At 39.4% G+C, this 24,351-nt stretch carries 27 protein-coding genes and 1 tRNA gene; 1 reads left to right on the top strand and 27 read right to left on the bottom strand.

Features of this window, described 5'->3' with window-relative positions; genetic code table 11:
- Positions 1-41 precede the first annotated feature (41 nt).
- From AC1D0Y_RS18385 to AC1D0Y_RS18355, 7 genes are all read right to left on the bottom strand, one after another.
- Positions 42-1,226 carry a phosphoglycerate kinase gene (locus tag AC1D0Y_RS18385; RefSeq protein ID WP_013059701.1) on the bottom strand — a complete coding sequence of 395 codons (1,185 nt, stop codon included), beginning with the start codon at positions 1,224-1,226 and terminating at the stop codon, positions 42-44.
- Between the two features lie 309 nt (positions 1,227-1,535).
- The gene (gene gap / locus AC1D0Y_RS18380; protein WP_013059702.1) at positions 1,536-2,543 is read right to left on the bottom strand and encodes a type I glyceraldehyde-3-phosphate dehydrogenase; all 1,008 of its coding nucleotides are present in this window, start codon (positions 2,541-2,543) and stop codon (positions 1,536-1,538) included.
- Between the two features lie 45 nt (positions 2,544-2,588).
- Complete coding sequence (locus AC1D0Y_RS18375; RefSeq protein ID WP_013085386.1) at positions 2,589-3,617, bottom strand: sugar-binding transcriptional regulator; 1,029 nt, start codon at positions 3,615-3,617, stop codon at positions 2,589-2,591.
- A 133-nt stretch (positions 3,618-3,750) separates the two neighbouring features.
- Positions 3,751-3,999, bottom strand: a complete 249-nt coding sequence (locus AC1D0Y_RS18370) for a glutaredoxin family protein (protein ID WP_060745836.1) — start codon at positions 3,997-3,999, stop codon at positions 3,751-3,753.
- A 12-nt stretch (positions 4,000-4,011) separates the two neighbouring features.
- Positions 4,012-5,322, bottom strand: a complete 1,311-nt coding sequence (gene rpoN, locus AC1D0Y_RS18365) for an RNA polymerase factor sigma-54 (protein ID WP_028409645.1) — start codon at positions 5,320-5,322, stop codon at positions 4,012-4,014.
- 286 nt (positions 5,323-5,608) lie between these two features.
- On the bottom strand, positions 5,609-6,283 hold the full coding sequence (locus AC1D0Y_RS18360) for a hypothetical protein (protein ID WP_477707838.1): 675 nt from the start codon (positions 6,281-6,283) through the stop codon (positions 5,609-5,611).
- A 201-nt stretch (positions 6,284-6,484) separates the two neighbouring features.
- Positions 6,485-6,556: transfer RNA gene (locus AC1D0Y_RS18355), tRNA-Arg, on the bottom strand.
- Positions 6,557-6,776: 220 nt separating this feature from the next.
- Here AC1D0Y_RS18355 and clpP point away from each other — a divergent pair.
- The gene (gene clpP / locus AC1D0Y_RS18350; protein ID WP_013059707.1) at positions 6,777-7,364 is read left to right on the top strand and encodes an ATP-dependent Clp endopeptidase proteolytic subunit ClpP; all 588 of its coding nucleotides are present in this window, start codon (positions 6,777-6,779) and stop codon (positions 7,362-7,364) included.
- A gap of 33 nt (positions 7,365-7,397) precedes the next feature.
- Here clpP and AC1D0Y_RS18345 read toward each other — a convergent pair whose 3' ends face one another.
- The 20 genes from AC1D0Y_RS18345 to AC1D0Y_RS18250 all read right to left on the bottom strand — a co-directional run bounded on the left by AC1D0Y_RS18345 (position 7,398) and on the right by AC1D0Y_RS18250 (position 24,350).
- Positions 7,398-7,652: an HPr family phosphocarrier protein gene (locus AC1D0Y_RS18345; protein ID WP_013059708.1), complete on the bottom strand. Its 255-nt coding sequence runs from the start codon at positions 7,650-7,652 to the stop codon at positions 7,398-7,400.
- Between the two features lie 28 nt (positions 7,653-7,680).
- The gene (gene whiA / locus AC1D0Y_RS18340) at positions 7,681-8,625 is read right to left on the bottom strand and encodes a DNA-binding protein WhiA (protein WP_013085390.1); all 945 of its coding nucleotides are present in this window, start codon (positions 8,623-8,625) and stop codon (positions 7,681-7,683) included.
- Between the two features lie 33 nt (positions 8,626-8,658).
- On the bottom strand, positions 8,659-9,645 hold the full coding sequence (locus tag AC1D0Y_RS18335) for a gluconeogenesis factor YvcK family protein (RefSeq protein ID WP_013085391.1): 987 nt from the start codon (positions 9,643-9,645) through the stop codon (positions 8,659-8,661).
- Positions 9,642-10,535, bottom strand: coding sequence for an RNase adapter RapZ (gene rapZ, locus AC1D0Y_RS18330; protein ID WP_013059711.1), 894 nt, complete (start codon positions 10,533-10,535; stop codon positions 9,642-9,644). Before rapZ ends, AC1D0Y_RS18335 begins: the two co-directional genes overlap by 4 nt.
- 41 nt (positions 10,536-10,576) lie before the next feature.
- Complete coding sequence (locus AC1D0Y_RS18325; RefSeq protein WP_013059712.1) at positions 10,577-11,035, bottom strand: 8-oxo-dGTP diphosphatase; 459 nt, start codon at positions 11,033-11,035, stop codon at positions 10,577-10,579.
- A 303-nt stretch (positions 11,036-11,338) separates the two neighbouring features.
- Positions 11,339-12,292, bottom strand: a complete 954-nt coding sequence (trxB, locus tag AC1D0Y_RS18320) for a thioredoxin-disulfide reductase (RefSeq protein ID WP_025752588.1) — start codon at positions 12,290-12,292, stop codon at positions 11,339-11,341.
- A gap of 111 nt (positions 12,293-12,403) precedes the next feature.
- Positions 12,404-13,906, bottom strand: coding sequence for a tetratricopeptide repeat protein (locus AC1D0Y_RS18315; RefSeq protein WP_136790305.1), 1,503 nt, complete (start codon positions 13,904-13,906; stop codon positions 12,404-12,406).
- A gap of 181 nt (positions 13,907-14,087) precedes the next feature.
- Positions 14,088-14,711 (bottom strand): bifunctional phosphoribosyl-AMP cyclohydrolase/phosphoribosyl-ATP diphosphatase HisIE, encoded by a 624-nt coding sequence (gene hisIE, locus AC1D0Y_RS18310; RefSeq protein ID WP_013059715.1) that lies wholly within the window; start codon positions 14,709-14,711, stop codon positions 14,088-14,090.
- Positions 14,708-15,466 (bottom strand): imidazole glycerol phosphate synthase subunit HisF, encoded by a 759-nt coding sequence (hisF, locus tag AC1D0Y_RS18305; RefSeq protein WP_477707837.1) that lies wholly within the window; start codon positions 15,464-15,466, stop codon positions 14,708-14,710. The genes hisIE and hisF overlap by 4 nt, the downstream gene beginning before the upstream one ends.
- Positions 15,466-16,200 carry a 1-(5-phosphoribosyl)-5-[(5-phosphoribosylamino)methylideneamino]imidazole-4-carboxamide isomerase gene (gene hisA, locus AC1D0Y_RS18300; protein WP_098658966.1) on the bottom strand — a complete coding sequence of 245 codons (735 nt, stop codon included), beginning with the start codon at positions 16,198-16,200 and terminating at the stop codon, positions 15,466-15,468. Before hisA ends, hisF begins: the two co-directional genes overlap by 1 nt.
- A complete protein-coding gene (gene hisH / locus AC1D0Y_RS18295) occupies positions 16,187-16,834 on the bottom strand; it encodes an imidazole glycerol phosphate synthase subunit HisH (RefSeq protein WP_477707836.1) in 648 nt (215 codons plus the stop codon). The genes hisA and hisH overlap by 14 nt, the downstream gene beginning before the upstream one ends.
- Positions 16,835-17,419, bottom strand: a complete 585-nt coding sequence (gene hisB / locus AC1D0Y_RS18290; protein WP_025752581.1) for an imidazoleglycerol-phosphate dehydratase HisB — start codon at positions 17,417-17,419, stop codon at positions 16,835-16,837.
- A gap of 75 nt (positions 17,420-17,494) precedes the next feature.
- Positions 17,495-18,763: a histidinol dehydrogenase gene (gene hisD / locus AC1D0Y_RS18285; protein WP_060745840.1), complete on the bottom strand. Its 1,269-nt coding sequence runs from the start codon at positions 18,761-18,763 to the stop codon at positions 17,495-17,497.
- Positions 18,764-18,778: 15 nt separating this feature from the next.
- Positions 18,779-19,411, bottom strand: a complete 633-nt coding sequence (hisG, locus tag AC1D0Y_RS18280) for an ATP phosphoribosyltransferase (RefSeq protein WP_013059721.1) — start codon at positions 19,409-19,411, stop codon at positions 18,779-18,781.
- A complete protein-coding gene (locus AC1D0Y_RS18275) occupies positions 19,411-20,592 on the bottom strand; it encodes an ATP phosphoribosyltransferase regulatory subunit (RefSeq protein ID WP_028409651.1) in 1,182 nt (393 codons plus the stop codon). The genes hisG and AC1D0Y_RS18275 overlap by 1 nt, the downstream gene beginning before the upstream one ends.
- A 183-nt stretch (positions 20,593-20,775) precedes the next feature.
- Positions 20,776-21,303: an acyltransferase gene (locus AC1D0Y_RS18270; RefSeq protein ID WP_028409652.1), complete on the bottom strand. Its 528-nt coding sequence runs from the start codon at positions 21,301-21,303 to the stop codon at positions 20,776-20,778.
- Positions 21,300-21,947, bottom strand: coding sequence for a pyrophosphatase PpaX (gene ppaX / locus AC1D0Y_RS18265; protein WP_028409653.1), 648 nt, complete (start codon positions 21,945-21,947; stop codon positions 21,300-21,302). Before ppaX ends, AC1D0Y_RS18270 begins: the two co-directional genes overlap by 4 nt.
- A gap of 60 nt (positions 21,948-22,007) precedes the next feature.
- Positions 22,008-22,841 (bottom strand): prolipoprotein diacylglyceryl transferase, encoded by an 834-nt coding sequence (gene lgt / locus AC1D0Y_RS18260; protein ID WP_028409654.1) that lies wholly within the window; start codon positions 22,839-22,841, stop codon positions 22,008-22,010.
- A 16-nt stretch (positions 22,842-22,857) separates the two neighbouring features.
- Complete coding sequence (gene hprK, locus AC1D0Y_RS18255) at positions 22,858-23,793, bottom strand: HPr(Ser) kinase/phosphatase (RefSeq protein ID WP_013085404.1); 936 nt, start codon at positions 23,791-23,793, stop codon at positions 22,858-22,860.
- 191 nt (positions 23,794-23,984) lie between these two features.
- On the bottom strand, positions 23,985-24,350 hold the full coding sequence (locus AC1D0Y_RS18250) for a phage holin family protein (RefSeq protein ID WP_116516493.1): 366 nt from the start codon (positions 24,348-24,350) through the stop codon (positions 23,985-23,987).
- Between the last annotated feature and the right edge of the window lies 1 nt (position 24,351).

The following is a 24,351-nucleotide window of genomic DNA, read 5'->3' as shown; positions in this document are numbered from 1 at the left end:
TCAGTCGTCAGGTCGGTCCTCCGTCTTACTGAAACATAAACTTACTTATCGTTTAATGCAACTACGCCTGGAAGTTCTTTACCTTCCATAAACTCTAGTGACGCACCGCCACCTGTAGAAATATGGCTCATTTTATCAGCTAAGTTGAATTTTTCAACAGCTGCTGCAGAGTCTCCTCCGCCGATTACTGAATATGTGTCAGTTGCTTCTGCTAAAGCTTCTGCTACTGCTTTTGTTCCGTTAGCAAATGCATCTAATTCAAATACACCCATTGGTCCATTCCAAATAACTAACTTAGAGTTTTTGATTACGTCAGCATAGATTTCACGCGTTTTCGGTCCTGCGTCTAAGCCTTCCCAATCGCTTGGAATATCTTCAATTGATACAACTTGAATATTAGCATCATTTGAGAAGTCATCTGCTACTACCACGTCCACTGGCATGTAGAAGTTTACTCCGTTTTTCTTAGCTTTTTCCATGAAAGATTTTGCAAGTTCAATCTTGTCTTCTTCAAGAAGTGATTTACCTACTTCATGGCCTAGTGCCTTAATAAATGTGTAAGAAAGTCCTCCACCGATGATTAAGTTATCTACTTTATCAAGCAAGTGGTCAATTACACCGATTTTGTCTTTAACTTTTGCTCCACCAACGATTGCAGTAAATGGACGTTCTGGGTTTGATAATGCTTTTGAAAGCACATCAAGCTCTTTTTCCATTAAGAAACCTGCTACTGCTGGAATATGTTGTGCAATTCCTTCTGTTGAAGCATGCGCACGGTGAGCTGCACCGAATGCATCGTTTACGTACACGTCTGCTAATTCAGCAAATGCTTTTGCTAATTCAGGATCGTTTTTCTCTTCACCTGGGTAAAAACGTACGTTTTCAAGTACTAAAACATCGCCTTCGCTCATGCCGTCGATTGTTTTCTTTACTTCTTCACCAAAAGCTTCGTCAGCTTTTGCAACGTCTTTACCAAGAAGAGCTTGTAAACGTTCTGCAACAGCATTTAGACGTAACTCTTCAACAACTTCGCCTTTTGGACGTCCAAGATGGCTAGCTAAAATTACTTTTGCACCTTGTTCTACTAAATATTGAATAGTAGGGATAGCTGCACGAATACGAGTTTCGTCTGTTACTTTTCCGTCTTTCATTGGTACGTTAAAGTCTACGCGACAAAATACTCGCTTTCCTTTTACATCGATGTCTTTCAACGTTTTTTTGTTCATCGTTAAAAGGCCTCCTTAAGTATTTATGGTACTAAGCAAGTAGGCTTCTATGTAATCATCAATCCACAAACCACCGTAGATTTCATTTTATATATTGGCGCCTTTCTATATAAAGTGAAACTCCAGTTAGCTGCTTATGACGCTTTTTCATGTAGAAGCCAATACATAAATCAAGGAAGAGGGGGTATGCCCCTCTCTTCCTTAGCAAGTCTTATTATAGTCGTTCTATTTTCAGATATCCAATAAAAAAGGAAAGTCTAGTCGATTTCTGTCTTATTGAATAAAATAGAAGCGAATTTTAAGTTATTCTTATAGTCCTTTAGCAGCGATGTATTGAGCAAGGTCTACTACACGGTTAGAATATCCGCTCTCGTTATCGTACCAAGAGATAACTTTAACCATGTTACCTTCCATTACCATTGTAGATAATGCATCGATTGTAGAAGAGTTGATGTTACCATTGTAGTCACCAGATACTAGTGGCTCTTCGCTGTAACCAAGGATGCCTTTAAGATCGCCTTCAGCAGCTTCTTTAAGAGCGTTGTTTACATCTTCAACCGTTACTTCTTTGTCAAGTTCAGCAACTAAGTCTACTAAAGAAACGTTTGGAGTTGGAACACGCATAGCTCCACCGTTTAATTTACCTTTTAATTCAGGTAATACTAGAGATACAGCTTTAGCAGCACCAGTTGAAGTTGGGATGATGTTTTCAGCAGCTGCACGAGCACGACGGTAATCTTTGTGTGGTAAGTCTAAGATTTGTTGGTCGTTTGTGTAAGAGTGAACTGTTGTCATCATTCCGCGTTTAAGACCGAACTTGTCATTTAACACTTTAGCAAATGGCGCTAAGCAGTTAGTTGTACAAGAAGCGTTTGAAATTACGTTGTGGTTAGCCGCATCGTATTTGTCTTCGTTAACACCCATTACGATTGTGATATCTTCGTCAGATGCTGGAGCAGAGATGATTACTTTTTTAGCTCCTGCTTCTAAGTGTTTCGCAGCGTCAGCGCGTTTTGTGAAGAATCCAGTAGATTCAACAACGATTTCTACGCCTTGTTTGCCCCAAGATAATTGAGCTGGGTCACGTTCAGCAGAGATTTCGATTGTTTTACCGTTTACTACTAAGTTGCTACCATCTACTACTACTTCTGCATCTAATTTTCCGTGTACAGAATCATATTTTAAAAGGTGAGCAAGCATGTTAGCATCTGTTAAGTCGTTGATTGCTACTACTTCAACGTTATCATTTTTTAAAGCTGCGCGGAATACATTACGGCCGATACGACCAAATCCGTTAATACCAATTTTTACTGCCATGGGTATTTCCTCCTTGAATGTAAAAAGTATTTTTTATATGAGGGATTAATTAAAATCCCTTACTAACTCTTTTGCGGCGCCTTCATCTGTAATGAGAATCGAATCATGCGCTTGTTGCATAAACGCTTTAATTGCCTTTGCTTTTGATGAACCTCCTGCAACAGCAATAACACATTTATTGTTCTTTAAATCATCGAGTTGTATGCCAACTGTTTTAACTTTATGAACAACTTCGCCTTGATGATTAAAATAGTATCCAAATGCCTCACCTACAGCATGTCCATTTTTCACTTTTTCTAAGTCTGCTTGTGGTGTTTTACGGCGTTCTGCCATTGTCATAGCGTCTCCTATTCCGTGAACAACCATACCAGCGGACTTAATTAAATGAAGCATGTCTTTAATAGATGGTTCACCGATAATGGATCGGTATGCTTCATCACTAAGCTGATCTGGAACATGAAGCAAGCGATAGTGACTCATGGACTTTTCAGCCATCTTAGCACAAATCGTATTTGCTTGGTTTTGTACATTTTCACCTAGCCCTCCGCGAGCAGGTACAAAAAGTACATCAGGGTGTTTTAAATCAGGTGTCATCATTTCGGCAACGGCGGCAAGCGTCGTACCACCTGTAACAGCAACGGTATTTTTTTTACCAACAAGGCGCTCCTTGATACACGAAACAGATGCTCGACCCATTTCATTTTTGACCCAAGGAGACTGATCACTATCTCCAGATACAACAACAACTTCTGATAAAGAAAACGCCTCTTTTAATGTTGTTTCCAATAACCGAAGTCCTGAAACTTCCTTCATTACTTCTTCTAATTCAGCCAGAAGGAGCTCTCCCTCATTTGTAAGCGTCATTCCACTAGGGTAAATGTCAATCAAATCTTGTTCTTTTAAGAATGTTACTTCGCTTCGTAACACACGCTCTGTTAGCCCAAGGCTTACAGCTAAGTTTCTGCGGCCAATCGGCTGCATTAAACGTATGTATTGCAAGATTTGATAGCGCTTTTGCATAACTGAGAGAAGTTCAGGTAATAATTTTCGTTGTACTTCTATTAAAGAACGCATGTTAAAATCCCCTTAAGGCATAAACTCGCTGGACACATTTTGTCCCGTATAGACATATTATGTCCCACCTTGCGCAAAAAAAATTCACCCTGCTACAAAATCTATTCTAACAGGAGTGAATCCTTTATTCAACTCATGTGTTGCCTATTTTTAAAAGTAAGCGTTTTCTTAATGGAATACCTGTTATTTTTCCATATTCCACTTCTTCTCCGTCCATTTCTACTACAGGAATCGTAAGATGATACTTTTCCAGCCACTCATCGTTTTTATAAATATCTCGTTCAATAAGCTGAAAGGGAAACTCCGACTGCAGCTCTGCAAGCAGCTTCTTTGCATCATCGCATAAATGACAGCTATTTTTGGTATACAGTACGACTTCCACATTCCCACTCCTTTACTGCGTGACAAAAAGTTTTCGTTGACTGGATGGTAGAACGTTTAATTGATCTCGATATTTGGCTACCGTTCTTCTTGAAATAGTAACGTTATAATTGCTTTGTAAGACGTTAGCCAACTGCTGATCAGAAAGCGGACGCTGTTTGTTTTCTTCTGATACTAGCTTTTTAAGCAGTTCTTTTACGTGAGTTGTAGAAGTCGCTTCGTTGTTGCCCAGTTGAATACTAGTTGAGAAAAAAGATTTCATTGAAAAGGTGCCAAAAGGCGTTTGAATATATTTGTGCCGAGTAGCACGGCTAATCGTCGATTCATGCACGGAGGTTTGTTCCGCTACTTCCTTCATTGTTAAGGGTTTCAAATACGAAGGACCCTTTTTAAAAAATGCTTCTTGTTCAACAAGTAAGGTATTCATTAATGCGTTTAATGTATCTTTGCGTGTGTGTAAACTTTTCATAATCCATTGAAATTCACGATATTTCTCTTGTAAATAAGAAAACATTTCTTGGTTTTGCCTGTTTTTCAGCTGAAGTTTGTATTGTTCATTCACTGAAAGGCGTGGTTCCAAATCCTCATTTGCATAAGCAACGACATTTCCATCTTCAATTTTTACAATAAAATCCGGTACAATGAATCGTTCATTGGACTTCATATAAAATGATCCAGGACGAGGATTTAATTTTTTAATCTGTTCATGTAATTGTTGAAGAGCTTCAAGTGAGATTTGACATAACTTTGAGATTTTCATCCATTTTTTATACGCAAATTCCTCAAAATGATGTGTCAAAATTTGCTCTATTTTTTCTGTCCATTGATTACTTCTTTTTAATTGAAGCATTAAGCACTCTTGTAAACTTCTCGCCCCTACTCCTGCTGGGTCCATCTGCTGCACAAGCTGGAGGGCCTTTTCAACCTGCTCCTGATCTTGGCCAAGCTGGTTAGCAAGTATGATTAACTCATCGTGCAAATAGCCAGCATCATCCAGGCTATTAATAACAAATTCAACGGCTGCCTGCTCACATTCATCTAACTTTAATAATGCGGATTGATTCATTAAATGTTCGTACAGCGTTTCTTTAGGAGCTGGTATACTGCTCATATAATCTGTTGAATCAGAAGTTGCATGATTTTTTTGATTGTGAGATGTATAGACGGGCAGCTCTGAAAAATCTATAAGCGGATTTTGAAGCGCCTGCTCATGTAAAAACGCTACAATATCCATCGATGAATATTGTAAAAGAGAAATAGCTTGTGATAATTCTTTTGACATCGTCAGCTTTAACGACTGCTGCTGAAATAATCCAATCTCCATTATTTCTCCCCTCCCCTTCATCTATTTTACTATAAAAACGCTTTCAAAGAGCATGTAACTATTTTTTATATGTAATTTTTTCATCAAAAAATCTTCGTCAACCTTTGTTAACGAAGCGGTTCATCCTATTTTTAATTACTAACCATCAAAAAAGTAATAGAGCTATGCACCTTTATAACTTTTCATTATAATTCGCACCAACCCCATGATCCGAGTAATAATCCGACATGACGTTTTCTTCGTCATGTCGAATTTTCTGCATGTGTATAATATATAGAAAAATTGCTTATTGAATGGTTTGTGCCATTTGCATAAACTTGTCCAAGTTTTCTTCGTCATTTTTCGTGAAGATGGTTAGCTTCATCGGTTTCTTTCCTTTAACCAGCACGGCGTTTACCGTATGATCGCCAGATGTGGCTTCATACCAAACAGAATCTTTGAAGATTCCGTTCTCTTCAAGATTCTTTTTCTCTGCTGCATTTTTATTAACTGCTGTTGCCGTTTGTTTAACAGATTGAGCAGCGTCATCCATCGATGCTTCTGATGAAAGCATTTCAATACGCATAAATTGAGAATCATCTGAAGTTAATACTAACGCATCTTTTCCTGGTTCTTCACCCGTTAGTTTATAGCCGTCCATTACTTGAATAGAATAATCTTGTTCTGGGCTTTTTGTTAGTCTTGTTTCTGAAGAAGACGTTGACTGTCCATCTTCCGCTGTTTCGCTAGTTGATGATTGACTTCCTGAAGGTTTGGCTGAGGCCTCGGAAGAATCCGCATCTTTTTTCGAATCTTCTTTTGCAGCGCCTGATGTTTGATCAGATTTAGAAGCCTTATCTTGCTGAACATTCTCTGCTTGATCATTAGACTTCGGCTGAGCAGAATCTTCGTTCGTCCCGCATGCAGACAGCAATAGTGCTACCGATGCACTGACAATGAAAAGTTTGTTCACATATTTCATATTTATTCCTCCTCGGTGTTTCTTTTCCTTATATACTGTTTTATAGTATTCTGACAAATTCTGCAACCGGTACAATGGAATTAATTTCTTGCTTCTTTGCGCGTATAAAGGGTTAGAGGAGAAAAATAAATATTATTTTTTGAGAATATGAGCCTTTTTGCTCAAAATAAAAAACGTTGCGTAATCCGCAACGTTTTAAGACGCCCTCGACAGGATTCGAACCCACCCTAAGAGAACCGGAATCTCTTGTGCTATCCACTACACTACGAGGGCATATTTGTCACAACTTCCATTATAGGAGAGAAAACTTCTCTTTTCAATAGAATACTACGTTTATTTTTTTTAGAAGGGGGAAAAATTTTAATAATGTCAAAGAGGAATACATAGTCTTTTAAGCGAATATGTGTAGTAGAGGTTCTTTTGTTTGACCTTTATTGACCATACGTGTATTATAGGTACATAACAAATTATTCTTGTTAAGGAGGAATTTAATATGAACTTAATTCCTACAGTTATTGAACAAACAAACCGTGGTGAACGTGCTTATGACATTTATTCACGTTTATTAAAAGACCGCATTATTATTTTAGGTAGTGCTATCGACGATAATGTAGCTAACTCAATCGTTTCTCAGCTTCTATTCTTAGCTGCTGAAGACCCAGAAAAAGATATCTCACTTTATATCAACAGTCCAGGTGGCTCTATTACAGCTGGAATGGCTATCTACGATACGATGCAATTTATTAAGCCAAAAGTTTCTACAATTTGCATCGGTATGGCTGCATCAATGGGCGCTTTCTTACTGGCTGCTGGTGAAAAGGGCAAACGTTTTGCTCTTCCAAACAGCGAAGTAATGATTCATCAACCTCTTGGTGGTGCTCAAGGACAAGCTACTGAAATCGAAATTGCGGCAAAACGTATTCTATTCTTACGCGAAAAACTAAATTCAATTTTAGCTGAGCGTACAGGTCAACCGTTAGAAGTGCTACAACGTGATACAGATCGTGATAATTTCATGACTGCTGAACGCGCTTTAGAATACGGTCTAATTGACAAAGTATTAGAAAACGACCCTAAATAAAAAAAAGCCTTTCCCGCAGCGGGAAAGGCTTTTTTATGCATCGTTCTCTACGTAAGCTACTAACGCATCCATTGCTTCTTTTTCATCTACCCCTTCAACAATGAGCGTAATGAGAGAACCATTATTAATCGCTAAGCTCATTAACCCCATGATACTCTTAGCGTTGACTACTTTCTCATCTTTCTTCAAGTACACATCAGATGTAAAACGAGTTGCTTCTTGCACAAACAGTGCCGCAACACGAGCTTGTAATCCCGTTTTTAATTTTACTTCTACTTGTTTTTCCATGATAAAATCCTCCCCCTTGCAATTCCCCTTATGTGACTGGCTGACCGGCGCGAAGCTTGTCTGCTATTTGGTCAATTTTACGCAACCGATGGTTAATGCCCGATTTGCTAATTTGACCTCCAGATACCATCTCACCAAGCTCCTTTAACGTAACGTCTTGGTATTCCACACGTAAACGAGCAATTTCTCTTAGCTTTTCTGGTAAGATGTCTAATCCAGCTGTTTCATCAATATAACGAATGTTTTCCACTTGACGAATAGCCGCTCCGATCGTTTTATTTAAGTTAGCTGTTTCACAATTAACTAAGCGATTAACGGAATTTCGCATATCTCGGACGATTCTTACATCCTCAAACCGTAAAAGAGCGTTATGGGCTCCAATGATATTTAGAAACTCCGTAATTTTTTCAGCTTCTTTTAAATAGTTAATATAGCCTTTTTTCCGTTCTAATGTTTTACTATTCAATTGAAATTCGTTCATTAAATTGCATAAAGCTTCGTTGTGCTCTTCATACAATGAAAAGATTTCAAGATGGTACGATGATGTCTCTGGGTTATTAATAGAACCGCCGGCTAAAAATGCGCCTCTTAAGTAGGATCGCTTACAGCATTTTTTTTGTACTAGCTCTGGTGAAATACGATGTGTAAACGTGAACCCTTCTTCTACAATTTTTAAGTCTTCCAAAAGCATTCTCGTTTTTTCTACTAATCGAACAATATACACATTGTTTTTCTTCAACCGCATTTTCTTACGCACAAGCAGTTCTACTGACACATCATAATTTTTCTTAAGCAGGACATAAATGCGCCGAGCAATCGCTGCGTTTTCTGTTTGAACATCAACCGTGAATTTTTTATTTGAAAAAGAAAGTGAACCATTCATTCGAATTAATGCAGAAAGCTCTGCTTTTGCACAGCAATCTTTGACTTCTAAATTCGTTAACTCTTTTTTTGTTTCTGATGCAAATGACATAACTTCACCTCCAATCTACATACGGAAATAGTGTTAAACACCCGTATTCGCTTTACCTTGCAGCGATGTCAGCATAGAATACACAAGCTTTGCTACTTTTTTTGTATCATGCCTAATTACGCTGCCGTCATACTGAATAATTTGATCTTCAATCACTTCTAACCCTAACTTTAGCAATACTTCACGATCATATTCTACAGGCTGAGCCTGCTCTACTTGATATTTCTTTTTCAAAGGTGCTGGAATAGGTGCATTATTGACGATAATCGCATCTAAAAATGCACACGGCATATGATTGTAAAGCGCTTTAATATGATCACTTGCCTTAAAGCCTAATGTCTCACCCGGCTGCGTCATCACGTTGCATACGTACACTTTCTTTGCTTTTGTCGAACAAAGCTCGTTACAAATATCCTGCACCAGTAAATTCGGCAAAATACTTGTATAAAGACTTCCGGGCCCCAACACAATTAAATCAGCGCGTCGAATCGCTTTTATTGTCTCGACAAGCGGTTTCACATCAGCGGGCGATAAAAATACTTTATTAATTTTTTTATTAACTTCTGGAATTTTAGATTCACCTGTTACGATGGATCCATCTTGCATCTCCGCATGCAGCACAACACTTTGATTAGCTGCTGGAAGTACTTTCCCTCTGACGTTTAGTACTTTGCTCATTTCTCGTATAGCATGCACAAAATCGCCAGTAATAGACGTCATAGCTGCAAGCAACAAATTGCCAAGAGAATGGCCTGTAAGCTCATTTCCTGTATCAAATCGATGCTGAAAAAGCTCTTCAACTAGTGGCTCTACATCAGATAAAGCAACTAGCACATTTCGAATATCACCAGGAGCAGGGATTTCAAGTTCATCGCGCAATCGGCCAGAACTTCCCCCGTCGTCTGCTACGGTTACAATGGCTGTAAGATCAAGAGGGTATTCCTTCAACCCTCTTAACAGCACTGGTAAACCCGTTCCTCCCCCAATGACGACAACTTTTGGAAGCTGTTCACTGCTCATCTATGATTTTCCTTTCTCCTCTCAATGTCACGATGAGAAATATGAGTTTTGTATTCATTCTGGAAATGGTGACCTAAATATTCAGCTAGTGTGACGGAGCGATGCTGTCCGCCTGTGCAGCCTATAGCAATGACCAGCTGGCTTTTACCTTCTCGCTTGTACTGTGGAAGCATAAACGAAAGTAAGTCTACTACTTTTTCAATGAACTTTTGAGTTTCCGTCCATTTTAATACGTAAGAAGAAACCTCTTCTTCAAGCCCCGTTTTAGGACGCATATGGTCAATGTAGTGAGGGTTTGGCAAAAAGCGCACATCAAAGACTAAATCAGCGTCAATAGGCACACCATATTTAAAACCAAACGACATCACATTAACAGTAAAAACCTGTGAAGCGTGCGACGAAAACTGAGTTAAAATTTTCTCTCTAAGCTCTCTTGGTTTTAACTCTGACGTCTCATAAATAAGCTGAGCTCTTCCCTTTAACTCCTCAAGAAGCTCACGTTCCATACCAATTCCTTCTAAAGGTAAACCCGAAGGAGCTAGCGGATGTGAACGTCTCGTTTCTTTATAGCGCGTCACCAATACAGAATCTTTTGCATCTAAAAATAAAATTTGTGGCGTGACCCACGTTGTTTCACTCATGTTATCTAATGCTTCAAACAAGCTTTCAAAAAACTCTCTGCCTCGCAAGTCCATAACAAGAGCAACTTTATTCATTTTATTCCCTGACTCTTTCATGAGTTCTAAAAATTTCGGTAGCAATGTAGGGGGTAAATTATCTACACAAAAGAACCCTAAATCTTCAAAACTCTGAATTGCTACTGTTTTTCCTGCACCTGACATTCCAGTAATAATCACTAATTGAATATCGCTTACAGACCCAGTACTCATTTTCCATCCCCCTCAATCTATGCATACATGTCTATTTATCATTAACAAGGATCAATTCGATAAGATAATAACTCGAAATCTGTTGTATACGTAAAGTTGCCATAAATAACACCCGACCCTTTTGCTACATAATCGATAATGTGATGATCTCCCGGTGCCATCGGCAATTCACTTACTTCACTCAAATTATGCCAACCGAGTTTGCCTTCTTCTGATTCTAGCACATTTGTCCCATCAAAATCTGTAGCAAAAAAAGTAAACATCATCCATTCAGATGAAATTTGATCGTTTTCTTTCATCGTAAAAGTAAAGATACCTTTTACAGTGGGATTTTTCAAATAAATTCCCGTTTCTTCACGAAATTCTCTTACAACAGAGTCTTTTACAGATTCTCCTTGCTCCATTTTCCCACCCGGGGCCACCCACCAGTTTCGTCGTGGCTTTTGAAGCAACAATACTTTATCATCTTTCATTAATACACAATTTGTGACCCTTTGCATGTTTTCCACCTCATCATATGTATACTGACATTTTCTTTTATTATACTACGAAACAAACTTCTCTCACAACGGAGATGAACTAACTATTACTAAATTTTCTGAAAATAATCCATTGCTGTTATATACGTAAATTCAATCTGTTATAGTCACAAAAAAGAGGCATAGGAACACGTCCTATGCCCGACATATATATATTTTATAAAAGGGGGTCAATTACTATCTATATAGTACCCCATCAATGTTTCACAGGTGTTACAGAACAGTTAAAACCGAATTACGTTTTGTAAAAGATTGATTTCAGCCTTATTGCTGAATAGCTTTTAACTTTTCTTTTAACTCTTCTACATAGTGCTGAGCCGCTTGAGCAGCAATGCTGCCATCGCCTGTAGCTGTTACAATTTGACGAAGAGCCTTTTCACGAACGTCTCCAGCTGCGAACACACCTGGTACTTTTGTTTCCATTTGCTCGTTCGTTTCAATATATCCTTCTTTATTCGTGATGTTTAGGCTTTCGAATGGTTTTGTTAGTGGAACCATTCCAACATAAATGAATACGCCGTCCGCACCAAACTCGCGCTCTTCACCTGTTTTTGTGTCTACTAACGTTACGCTGCCTACTTTACCGTCTTTTTCTTTTACTTCTTTGACCGTTGTATTCCAAATAAAATCAACTTTTTCGTTATCAAATGCACGCTGCTGTAGGATTTTTTGCGCACGAAGCTCATCGCGTCGGTGAATAATTGTTACTTTTGTTGCGAAGCGTGTTAAATATACGCCTTCTTCAACCGCAGAGTCTCCACCGCCTACAACGACTAGCTCTTTACCTTTAAAGAATGCACCGTCACATACAGCACAATAAGATACGCCGCGGCCGCCTAGTTCTTTTTCTCCTGGCGCACCTAATTTTTTATATTCAGCACCAGTAGCAACGATTACTGAACGTGTTTTATATTCTTTGCTGCCTGCACGAACTGTCTTGTATTCTTCTCCGTCGATGATTTCTTTAATATCACCGTACGCATATTCCGCACCGAATTTTTTTGCATGCTCAAACATTTTGTTAGAAAGGTCAGGACCAAGGATATGATCATAACCTGGATAGTTTTCTACATCTTCCGTATTAGCCATTTGACCGCCTGGAATTCCGCGTTCAATCATTAATGTTGATAAATCTGCACGAGATGTATATACAGCAGCAGTCATACCTGCTGGGCCTGCCCCAATAATAATGACATCATAAATTTTTTCTTCTGTCATCGCTTTACACTCCTTTTAGGAAATTCCTTCGTAGTTGATTCCAAATTTATGGATAATTATTTCGTTACCACTATCCTAATATGTTCTTCCTATTATCGTCTATTTTTTTGCTCAATTTAATAACGTATTCACAATTTTACTGTACTTTCTCACTGTTGCAGCGGAAATGGAATATTGTTTTGCCGCATCGGCTTGAGTAATAGACTGGTTTTGTTCTTTCGCCCATATATATGTGACGGCTGCGGCCCATGCATTTACGTTCACATGCTGAAAATCATAGGATTGTTTATATACCTGTACATATACATAAAACCAAAAGCTTAAAAGATCCTGGATATCACTTTCAGTCTGCGATTCCATCTCCAGTTCAATAACATCTGCCACCTCAAAAATCACATGGTGTTTATCCTGCCATACATACGTATATACTTCATCTAAAAGTGTACTCATATGTATGGACGACTTGATTTCTTCTAAAAGAAGCAGACGCTGTTGTTCAGGAAGCTTCTTCGCCATATACAGGCTGTAAAGCTGATCATGAACATTTTTTGTTGCACATTTCTTTTTCGCTGTAATATCCACTTTCGATTGAAAAACCTTCGCAGCTTTTTGACTGATGCGCCAAGGCTCCTCTCCTTCTTTATCAGGAACGTCTTCCAATGCCAGCTTCCACATTTCTTTAGCGAACGCTTCACGCCCGGTATAGTAAGAAGCATATGAGAGCCAATAATGAAATGAGTTGTCTCCTTGAAATCCTTGTGTATAAAGCTTTTTTAACCATCTGTATGATAGTTTGTATTGACCAATCAATGCAAATGTTGCTCCAAGCTTATAGCGGTGTTCAAATGACATTGGATAAACGCGGCTAAGCCCGTCTGTAAGCTCCTCAACTTCTTTATGCTTATGGCAATAATAATAGAAAATCAGCTGATTGCATAACGCATGAAGATTTCCAGGGTTTTTCTCCAATACTTCATTCAGCAAATCCATTGCCTCATCAATTTTATTTAAATAAAAATAAGCTAACGCTAAATTATTATATGCAGACCAGAATTCTGGATACTCATCAATTATTTCAGTTAACAAATCCACTGCTTCTTCAAAATCCGTTGCTTCAAGCAGTCTCTTTGCTTGTTCTTGTTTTATAATCAGCATGTCGCCTAGCTGATTTTTAGGCTCTTCATCTTCTTCATCCACATCAATTGATAGTAAATCTAACAGATCTGTAGCCGATCGAAAGAGGTCACCATTTGGAAAATGCTCAATGTAATACATCGCGTATTTTTTTGATTCTTCAAACAGTCCAAGATGCGCATAGCTGTTAGCTATATAGTAGTAACAGCTTCCTAATGTATCGTCCATATGATGAATCACATGGAGAAAAAGCTCGTTGGCATCTTGATAATCTCCCCGCTCCGTTAAAGCTACTCCAACATTTGTAAGAAGCTGTGGATTACGGGCATTTTCTTTGTTTGCACGCGTTAAATACTTGAGCGCTTTATCCGACTCCTCTTCTTCAAACGCCTGCAGCGCTTTTTCGAAATAGAAGTCACCCGTTTGCGAAAATGGAATTACTTGTGCCATTTTTTGAATTACTTTTGAGTGTTTTTCCATTAAGCCCTCCAAATAAGTTGATAATTTCGACGTTCGTAGTATATCACATTTGCCAAGAAGTTTAATACCTCTATTCAAAAAAGGAGCCTGCAAGCAGTCGTTTCTTGACGCAAATAAGAGAAGGTTTTGCCTCTTTTATCTAAAATGAGACAACTCCTTCTCTCTTTTCACTATGTAGCTATTAGCTAGAGTGACGCTCTTTTAATACTGATAGGACATCGTCTAAAGGCAGCTTTTGCTCACGAAGTAAAACAAGTACGTGGTACAATAAATCTGCAACTTCCCACTTCAGCTCATCATGGTCACGATTTTTTGCTGCAATAATGACTTCACCAGCTTCTTCTCCTACTTTTTTGAGGATTTTATCTACGCCTTTATCAAACAAGTACGTCGTATAAGCTCCTTCTGGCATTTCAGCTTCACGCTTAGCGATTACTTCTTCTAGCTCATTAATAATAGCAAACCGATTATCATTTTGTTTATTTTCACCAAGAATTGTTTCATTAAAGCAGCTGTAAGCCCCCGTATGACAAGCAGGACCTTGAGGCTCCACCTTTACAACCAGAGAATCAGCATCACAGTCATATGCCATGCTTACAATCTTTTGTGTGTTTCCCGAGGTTGCGCCCTTGTGCCACAACTCTTGTCGAGAACGGCTGTAAAACCATGTTTCACGTGTATCAATTGATTTTTGAAGTGATTCTTCGTTCATATAAGCCAATGTTAAAACTTCTTTGCTCACAGCATCTTGTACAATAGCCGGTACAAGTCCATCACTGTTGAATTTAATGTTTTCAATCGTCATCGAATGCTCACTCCTTGTTGTTTTGCATAGCTTTTAATTTCTTTTACAGATGTTTCTTTATAGTGAAAGATCGAAGCCGCCAAAGCCGCGTCAGCTTCTCCTTTTTCAAACGCATCGACAAAATCTTGACCATTTCCTGCTCCGCCAGAAGCAATAACAGGAACGCTCACTGCTTGGCTAACTGCTTTGGTTAATGCTAAATCAAACCCTGACTTTTCGCCGTCTTTATCCATACTCGTTAACAAGATCTCACCCGCACCGCGCTTCACTGCTTCTCTTGCCCAGTCGATTACTTCCCAGTCCGTTGCGTTGCGGCCTCCGTGTGTATAGACTCGCCATGATTGTAAACTTTTATCGTACTTAGCATCGATGGCTACCACAATACACTGAGCTCCAAAAAAGTCAGACCCTTCTGTAATGAGTGCTGGATTGAGTACGGCCGCTGTATTTAATGACACTTTGTCTGCACCAGCACGAAGCATTCTCTTCATATCTTCTAATGCATTAATTCCTCCGCCCACCGTAAAAGGAATCGCTAGCTGAGATGCTACTTCTTCTACAACATGTACCATCGTTTTGCGTCCTTCATGAGAAGCAGAAATATCCAAAAAGACTAATTCGTCTGCGCCTTCTTCATCGTAAAACTTCGCCAACTCTACAGGATCTCCTGCATCTCGAAGTTCCACAAACTGAACTCCTTTTACCACACGGCCGTCCTTTACATCTAAACAAGGAATGATTCGTTTTGTAATCATTACGCTTTCACCTCTTGAAGTGCTTCAGCTACTGTAAACTTATTTGTATAAAGTGCTTTCCCTACAATCGCACCAATAACGCCGTCAGCTTCATACTTCTTTAGTGCATCTAGATCAGCAAGTTTACTAACTCCCCCTGATGCAATCACACCTTTTCCAGTAGCCTTAGCCATTTCAACAATTCCTTCCACATTAGGACCAGACAGCATGCCATCAGTAGAAATATCCGTGAAAATAAATGTTTCCGCACCAGCATTAGCCAATTCTTTTCCTAGTTCTGTCGCTTTGATTGTAGATGTTTCCACCCAGCCTTCCGTCGCAACATAGCCGTCACGTGCATCAATACCAATAGCAATACGTGCACCATATTCCTTCAGCATTTTTTTCACAAATTCAGGATTAGAAATAGCTGCACTTCCTAAAATAACGCGGTCAATTCCGCTTTCTAAATAGTAAGCAACATCAGCTTCTGAGCGAATGCCTCCTCCAATTTGCACACGTACATTTAATTTCTTTTTCACGCCTAGCACAAATTCATCATTTACGCGCTTGGCCGCTTTTGCGCCGTCTAAATCAACCATGTGAATCCACTGAGCGCCTTCACTTGCGAATTGTGTGGCCATATCTACCGGAGAATCTCCGTACACCGTTTCTTTTGTGTAATCTCCTTGAAGCAAACGGACGCACTTTCCTCCGCGCATATCAATGGCTGGATATATTTCAAATTTGCTCATACGATGGGCTCCTTTTCTCTACGAAGTTTGCATAATTTTGCAGCATTTGCATTCCGATTGCACTGCTTTTTTCAGGGTGGAATTGAGTGCCAAATACGTGTTCTTTTCCAACAACTGCTGGAACTTCAACATCATAAGGACTTGTTGCTAAAAGCACGGCTTGGTCATTTGTTTTTACGTAATAAGAGTGAACAAAGTACACGTGACCTTCACTGATTCCATCAAGCAGAGCAGACGGCTGATGAAAATTTAAAGAGTTCCAGCCCATGTGCGGAACTTTATATGTCTGTCCTTCAGCAGTAATGCCGGGAATACGCTCGACTCTCCCTTTTAACAGTTCCAGCCCTTTTGTTACGCCGTTTTCATCGCTTTCTTCAAATAAAAGCTGCATACCTAAACAAATTCCAAGCAAAGGCATTCCTTTTGCTACTTCTTCTTTAATAAAGTCCGTCAGCTTTGTTTGATTCAGCTGTTCCATAGCATCTTTGAATGCTCCAACTCCAGGAAGAATCAGCCCTTTTGCCTTTCTTAGCTCAGCAGGATCTGCCGAGATAATATAATCATAGTTTAATCGTTCAAGAGCTTTACTTACGCTGTATAAGTTGCCCATCCCATAGTCGATAATTCCAATCATTTACAACATCCCTTTCGTCGAAGGCACACCTTTGACACGCGGATCAATCGTTGTCGCTTCGTCCAAAGCACGTGCTAAAGCCTTAAACACCGCTTCAATAATGTGGTGTGTATTTTTGCCGTAGTGTACAATTACATGTACATTCATGCGAGATTCTAATGCAAATTTCCATAAAAATTCATACACAAGCTCTGTATCAAATGTACCGACGCGCGACGCGGGAATGTCACCTTTAAATTCAAAATGAGGACGATTGCTTAAATCTACTACCACTTGAGCCAACGCATCATCCATTGGTACAAAAGCATTTCCATAGCGTTTAATTCCTTTTTTATCACCGAGCGCTTCTTTGAACGTTTGACCAAGGCAAATACCGATATCTTCCGTTGTATGGTGATCATCAATCTCCGTGTCCCCATCTGCTTTTACATCAAGGTTAAACTGTCCGTGCTTTGTAAATAAATCGAGCATATGATTTAAAAAAGGAACGCCTGTATCAATGCTCGCTTTTCCTTCTCCATCGATTCCAATCGCTAATGCAATATCCGTTTCGTTTGTTGTACGTTTAATACTTGACTCTCTCATTGTGAAACTCCTTTCAACTGTGCATGTAATAGATAAAGAAAAGAACATTTCTACTCTTTTCTTTTAATCTCCACCTTATTTTTTAAAGCGTTCTTCAACCGCCCTTGCATGAGCTTCTAGCCCTTCTAAACGAGCAAACGCTGCGATCTTCGAGACATTTTTCTGCAGGGCTTGTTGGCTGTATGAAATGATACTAGACTTCTTCACAAATGAATCAACTGATAAAGGACTTGAGAATTTTGCTGTCCCATTGGTTGGAAGAACATGGTTTGGTCCCGCGAAATAATCGCCAACAGGTTCTGAGCTGTATCTTCCTAAAAAAATAGCACCGGCATGACGAATGGAACCTAAAAGTTCAAGCGGACTTTCAGTCATAATTTCTAAATGTTCAGGAGCTAATTGATTAACAGCTTCAACAGCTTCTTCTAATGACCCTGTCACATAAATAGCACCATGGTTATCAATAGAAGGTTTTGCAATTTCTTTCCGAGGTAGAGATTCCACTTGTCTTTCCACTTCTTCTTTAACAGCTTCGGCTAATTTCATAGAAGGCGTTACTAAAATGCTTGAAGCTAATTTGTCATGTTCTGCTTGAGATAATAAATCAGCTGCCACTTCGTTCGGCTTAGCCGTTTCGTCTGCTAGTACGACAATTTCACTAGGTCCAGCAATTGAGTCAATGTCTACTAATCCATATACTTCTCTTTTCGCTAATGCAACAAAGATATTACCAGGACCTACAATTTTATCGACGGGTTTAATTGTTTCTGTTCCATAGGCAAGTGCTCCTATCGCTTGAGCTCCACCTACTTTATAAATCTCTTCGACCCCAAGCTCATTCGCTGCTACCACTACTCCAGCAGGCAGCGCGCCGTCTTTTCCTGGAGGTGAAACCATCACAATACGTTTTACCCCTGCCACTTGAGCAGGAATGACATTCATTAAAACGGAAGAAGGATACGCCGCAAGGCCTCCCGGTACATAAACACCTACTGCATCTAAAGGCGTTACTTTCTGCCCTAAAATGGTGCCGTCTTCTTTTGTTGTCATCCAAGACTGCTCGACCATTCTTTCGTGGTAATCACGAATGTTGTCAGCCGCTTCACGAATGATTGACAGCATGTCTACATCAACCAGCTCATAAGCACGCTTCTTTTCTTGTTCCGTCACAAGTAAAGAAGAAAGCTCAACGCCGTCAAATTTGGCTGTGTATCTTTTTAAAGCTTCGTCTTTTTGCTCTTGCACCTGCTTTAAAATATTTACGACAATTTCTCTTTGAGCACTCGTCCCTTGATCAATCGTACGTTTTAAGCTCACTTGTTCTGTTACACGTGTAATTTTCAATGTATGTCACCTCTTTTATACAGGTTGAACCACTTGGGCTAAACGATTCACTAAATCATCAATTCGTTCGTCTTTTAAACGATAGCTCACAGGGTTCACAATCAAACGCGATGTAATATCTTCAATGTGCTCTAATTCAACAAGTCCGTTCTCTTTTAGTGTTTGTCCTGTTGATACAATATCAACGATCCGATCAGCCAGGCCGATTAAAGGCGCTAATTCAATGGAACCATTCAATTTAATAATTTCTACTTGCTCTCCTTGCTCCCTGAAATAAGTAGATGCTACATTTGGATATTTGGTTGCCACTTTTTGAGCAATTTCTGATTTTTTAGCATTAGGCAAACCGGCAACGGCCAGATGACATTTACTAATATTTAAATCCAACAGCTCATAGACATCTCTTTCTTCTTCTAACATTACGTCTTTACCTGCAATACCAAGATCTGCTACTCCGTATTCTACATAAGTAGTAACGTCCATTGGTTTTGCTAAAATAAAGCGCATGTTCTCTTCAGGAATGTCTACAATCAGCTTGCGCGAATCGTCAAATTCTGGCGGCAATTGAAAGTCTGCTTGACGCAAAAGTTCAGCTGCTTCTTCAAAAATACGTCCTTTTGGCATTGCAATTGTTAATAGTTCACTCATTATTGTCCCCCCTTGCCTCGTTTTCCAATTAGAAACGTGACTTCTTCAAACTGTGCAGTAAATACATCAACATCATCAACGCCTGCAATTTCCTGAGTCACTACCCGGTATCCTTGCTTGCGCTGTTCAGCAGCTAAAGCTAATGCCTCATCTAAACGCTCCTGGCTATATAATATGCCGTATACTGCTGAAGGCTCATATACTTCTTCGCCCAGCGCTTCAATTAAGCGGTCGAGCTGAATTCCAAATCCTGTAGCTGGTGTTTTAGACGCGAATTTTTCAAGAAGCTGGTCATAACGTCCTCCATTACCGATATGGAAACCAACGTTTTCAGCAAAGACTTCAAATAAAATACCTGTGTAATAGCTCATATGACTAACTAAGTTAAAATCAATTTTAATTTCATCCGTTACACCGTATGCATCAAGCATGTTCCATAGCTTTTTCAAATCACCGGCTGCTTTTTTGCCACCTTCGTTTTCAACTAGTTCAACCGCTTCTTCAATCTTCTTTTCATCTCCGCGCAGGTTAAGCAGCTGAAGGAGACGCTGTTTATCAATAGAAGATAGATTCAAATCTTTTACATGATTACGATAGCCCACGTAATTTTTCTCATATAAAAAGCGGCGAAGCACGTTAGCACGTTCTTCATTTCCGACAATTTCTAAAAAAAGTGAATTAACAAACCCGATGTGGCCAATTGCCACTTTAAATGATTTAAGTCCCGCTCTTTTTAATGCGCCGATCATGAGAGCAATCACTTCAGCATCGCTGCTCATCGTAGCATCTCCAATTAGCTCCACGCCTATTTGCTCAAACTCCGCCGGGCGGCCGCCCTCACGCTGCTGAGCTCGGAATACATTTGCTTCATAAGCTAAGCGCAAAGGAGAATTATTTAAAAGTTTTGAAGCGGCCACACGTGCAAATGGCGTTGTTACATCCGGTCGCAGCACAAGCGTATGCCCTTCTTTATCTAAAAGTTTAAACAATTGTTGATCTAAAATAGCTGATGCGCTTCCTACCGTCTCGTAATATTCCACAGTAGGCGTTGCCATATATTGATAGCCCCAGCTGCTGATTTCATCTGCCAGCTGATTGCGAACTTGTTTTTTTCTTTCAAAAAGAGCTGGCAGGGTATCTCTCATTCCAAGGGGTTTTTCAAACATAAATAACTTTGACATTCCGACACGTCCTTTAGGCTTGATTTTATCTATTAAGGAACCATTGATAGGTTGTTTTCACTTTATCACGCTAATGTATTAGCGAAATAACAAATTAAAGTTATTGATAGTTTACACCCGATAAAGTCAGCCGTCAACCGCCAGCTGTTCAAATTTACAAAAAAAGCCACAGCTTAGTTCTTGCTAAGTTGTGGCTTTAGGTTCGGCTTCCCTGCGCTTTTCCATTTCTTCTTTTGTATAGATGACACGCATAGGGTTACCTCCAACAAAGAAACCGGGTGCTACATCTTTATGAACCACCGTTCCAGCCGCTACAACCGCTTCATTGCCGATTGTTACACCTGGAAGGATGGTGCTATTTGCTCCAATCATCACTTCATCCCCAATGATGACATCTCCAAGACGATATTCCGTTATCAGATATTCATGAGCGAGAATAGTTGTATTGTATCCGATAACCGTATTGCGTCCTACTTGTATTTTTTCAGGAAACATAATATCGAGCATTACCATAAGGGCAAAGGATGTTTGAGGTCCTACTTTCATCCCTAAGCACGTTTTATACAGCCAGTTTTTCATCGAAAGAAAAGGCGTATAGCGAGCGCATTGAATGATTAGGAAGTTGCGCACTACTTTCCAAAAAGGCACGGTCTTATAGACATGCCAAAGGGAATTAGCTCCTTTAACCGGATAGCGCGTCGTTTTTCTCACTGACGTTCTCCTTTTAATATATCAATTAAATCCGTCATATTCTCTAAAATAATATCAGGATTATAAGAAGCGATATGATCTCTTCCTTTTGCACTCCAAGCAACTCCAGCTGTTTTCGTATAAGCTCTTTGGCCAGAAACGATGTCGTGATGGTTATCTCCCACCATCAGCGCTTCTTCAGGTTTAGCATTAAGCAGCTTCAGCGCTTTTTCTACTGGCTCAGGATGCGGCTTTGCATTTGTGACGTCTTCAATTGCGACAATCGTATCAAAGAACTGGTCTAACTTTGTTAACTTAAGCCCCATCATGACCGTATTTCTTTGCTTTGTTGTGACAATACCTAATTTATAATTCTGCTCGTGCAGCCATTTAACTGTTTCAAGTACGCCTTCAAATTCTTTAACAAGCAAATCATGATTAGCTAGATTATGCGTGCGATACATCTCAATCATTTCGTTTACTTTCGTTTTATCCATTTCTACAAACGTGTCGTATAAAGGAGGTCCCATAAACTGTAAAATATCTTCGCGAGTATATTGTTCAGGATAATAGTGATTAAGCGTATGAGTAAACGAGGCAATAATTAATTCATTGGTATCAATTAACGTACCGTCTAAATCAAACAAAACCGTATTAATCGTCATTATTCATTTCCTTCCCTTGCGTCAAATCAAGTTTGTATAAGTCTTGTAGCTTTTCTTCATTTACGCCTTAGATTGTGCTTCTTCATTCTCTAAGTATTTCTGTTTACTCATTCCCGTCACGCGGCGGACAATAATTAAAATAATGGCTATTACAATCAGTACAAGTGAAACAACTTGAGCGATTCTGAGTGTATGCGTCAGCATTAAACTATCCGTGCGAAGCCCTTCTACAAAGAAGCGGCCAACTGAGTACCAGATTAAATAAGATAAGAAAATTTCTCCTTTTCGCAGACTGGTGCGGCGAAGTACCATCAACAGGATAAATCCTGCAAAATCCCATAATGATTCGTATAAAAACGTAGGATGGTAATATGTACCGTTAATATACATTTGGTTAATAATAAAATTTGGAAGGTGCAACCCTTCTAAAAAAGCACGGGTAACCGGCCCCCCGTGTGCCTCTTGATTCATAAAGTTGCCCCAGCGCCCAATGGCTTGGCCAAGGATTAAACTAGGCGCAGCAATATCAGCCAACTTCCAAAATGAAATCTTTTTTACTTTCGAATATACAATGGCAGTTAATACGCCTCCGATTAAGCCACCATGAATGGCAATCCCACCTTGCCAAATCTGAGGTATTTCATTTAAATGCTTTGAATAGTATCCCCATTCAAAGGATACATAATAAATTCGTGCACAAATAATAGCTATTGGCACAGCAAATAAGATGAGATCAACAAATGTATCTTTTGATAAGCCTCTTCTTACGCTTTCTCTTGTCGCAATATAAAGACCTAATAGAACACCTACACCGATAATTACGCCGTACCAGTAGACCGTTAGAGGGCCAATTTCAAGGAACACGCGATCTAACGGCTGAATAGTTGCTTCCACAAGTTAACACCCTTTCTTATAAATCTTCACGATCTCCTTCTTCAATTACATCTGTTAGACGTGCGGAAAATTGTTCTGCTGCGTTAATACCCATACGCTTTAAGCGGAAGTTCATTGCCGCCACTTCAATGATAACAGCTAAGTTTCGTCCCGGACGTACTGGCAATGTAATTTTTGTAACGTCCGTATCAATAATTTTCATTTTATCTTCTTCTAAACCAAGGCGATCATAATGTTTCTGCTGATCCCATGTCTCTAACTGAATAACAAGTGAAATTCGCTTATAGCTTCGTACAGCTCCTGCGCCGAATAGCGTCATCACATTGATGATCCCTAGTCCTCGAATTTCAAGCAAATGCTCGATTAAACCAGGCGCATTTCCTACAAGCGTGTCTTGATCTTCTTGACGGATTTCCACACAGTCATCGGCTACTAGACGATGTCCCCTCTTAACAAGCTCTAGAGCTGTTTCACTTTTACCAACGCCGCTTTTCCCCATGATTAATACACCAATTCCGTATATATCAACTAATACGCCGTGCATGGCAGTAGTAGGTGCTAGCCGGCTTTCAAGAAAATTCGTTAAATGGCTGGAAAGTCGCGTTGTTTTAAAGCTTGAACGCAGCACAGGAACTGATTCACGCTCTGAAGCTTCGATAAGTTCTTTCGGTACATCCATTTCGCGCGAAACAATGATAGCCGGCGTGATATCTGTACACATCTTTTCCATTCGAACTTTTTTTTGTTCATCATCTAATTGTTTAAAAAATGATAGTTCTGTTTTACCTAACAGCTGGATACGTTCTGCTGGGTAATATGTAAAATAACCTGCCATTTCAATACCTGGACGTGAAATATCACTTGTTGAAATAGGGCGGTCGATTCCTTCTTCTCCGCTAATAAGCTCTAATTTAAATTTCTCAATGATGTCTTTTGTACGTACTTTAACCACCGTGCATCCTCCTTTTATGAACAGTCATATATCTGTTCATGTCTACAGTATATCCAACTCTCGCTTTTATGTCGCGTTTGGTTCTACTAGCCATTTTATTTTATCATTAATACAGAAAGAAAAGAAAAAAAAGATGGCATAGGCTGCATCGCCTTACCATCTTTTTTAGAAAATTAAATATTGCAAGAAAGTTATCTTCTATTTTGAAGCGGTTCAACAATCACTCGTTGAATAAGCGCATTTAAAAGCGACATAATTACTGAGGCTAAAAGTGCTGTACCAAACCCGTCAATATTAAAAGAATCTCCCATAACACTTTGTGTAATCATCAGCGTAATGGCATTAATGACGAATAAAAACAGCCCAAGCGTAAGAAATGTCACCGGCAGGGTAAGTAAAATTAAAATTGGCTTAACAAACACGTTCAAAACAGATAGAATCAAGCTGGCGATAATAGCTGCACTGACTGATTCCAAGTGGAAAGTGTCGATATAACCTGCAATTACGATTAATACGAGGGCATTGATTAAAATACTAATGATTCCACGCAATAACATC

It is taken from the genome of Priestia sp. P1_B12_1, from assembly GCF_056406695.1.
The sequence above is the reverse complement of the archived record's forward strand: the minus strand, read 5'-3'. Positions and strand labels throughout refer to the sequence as shown.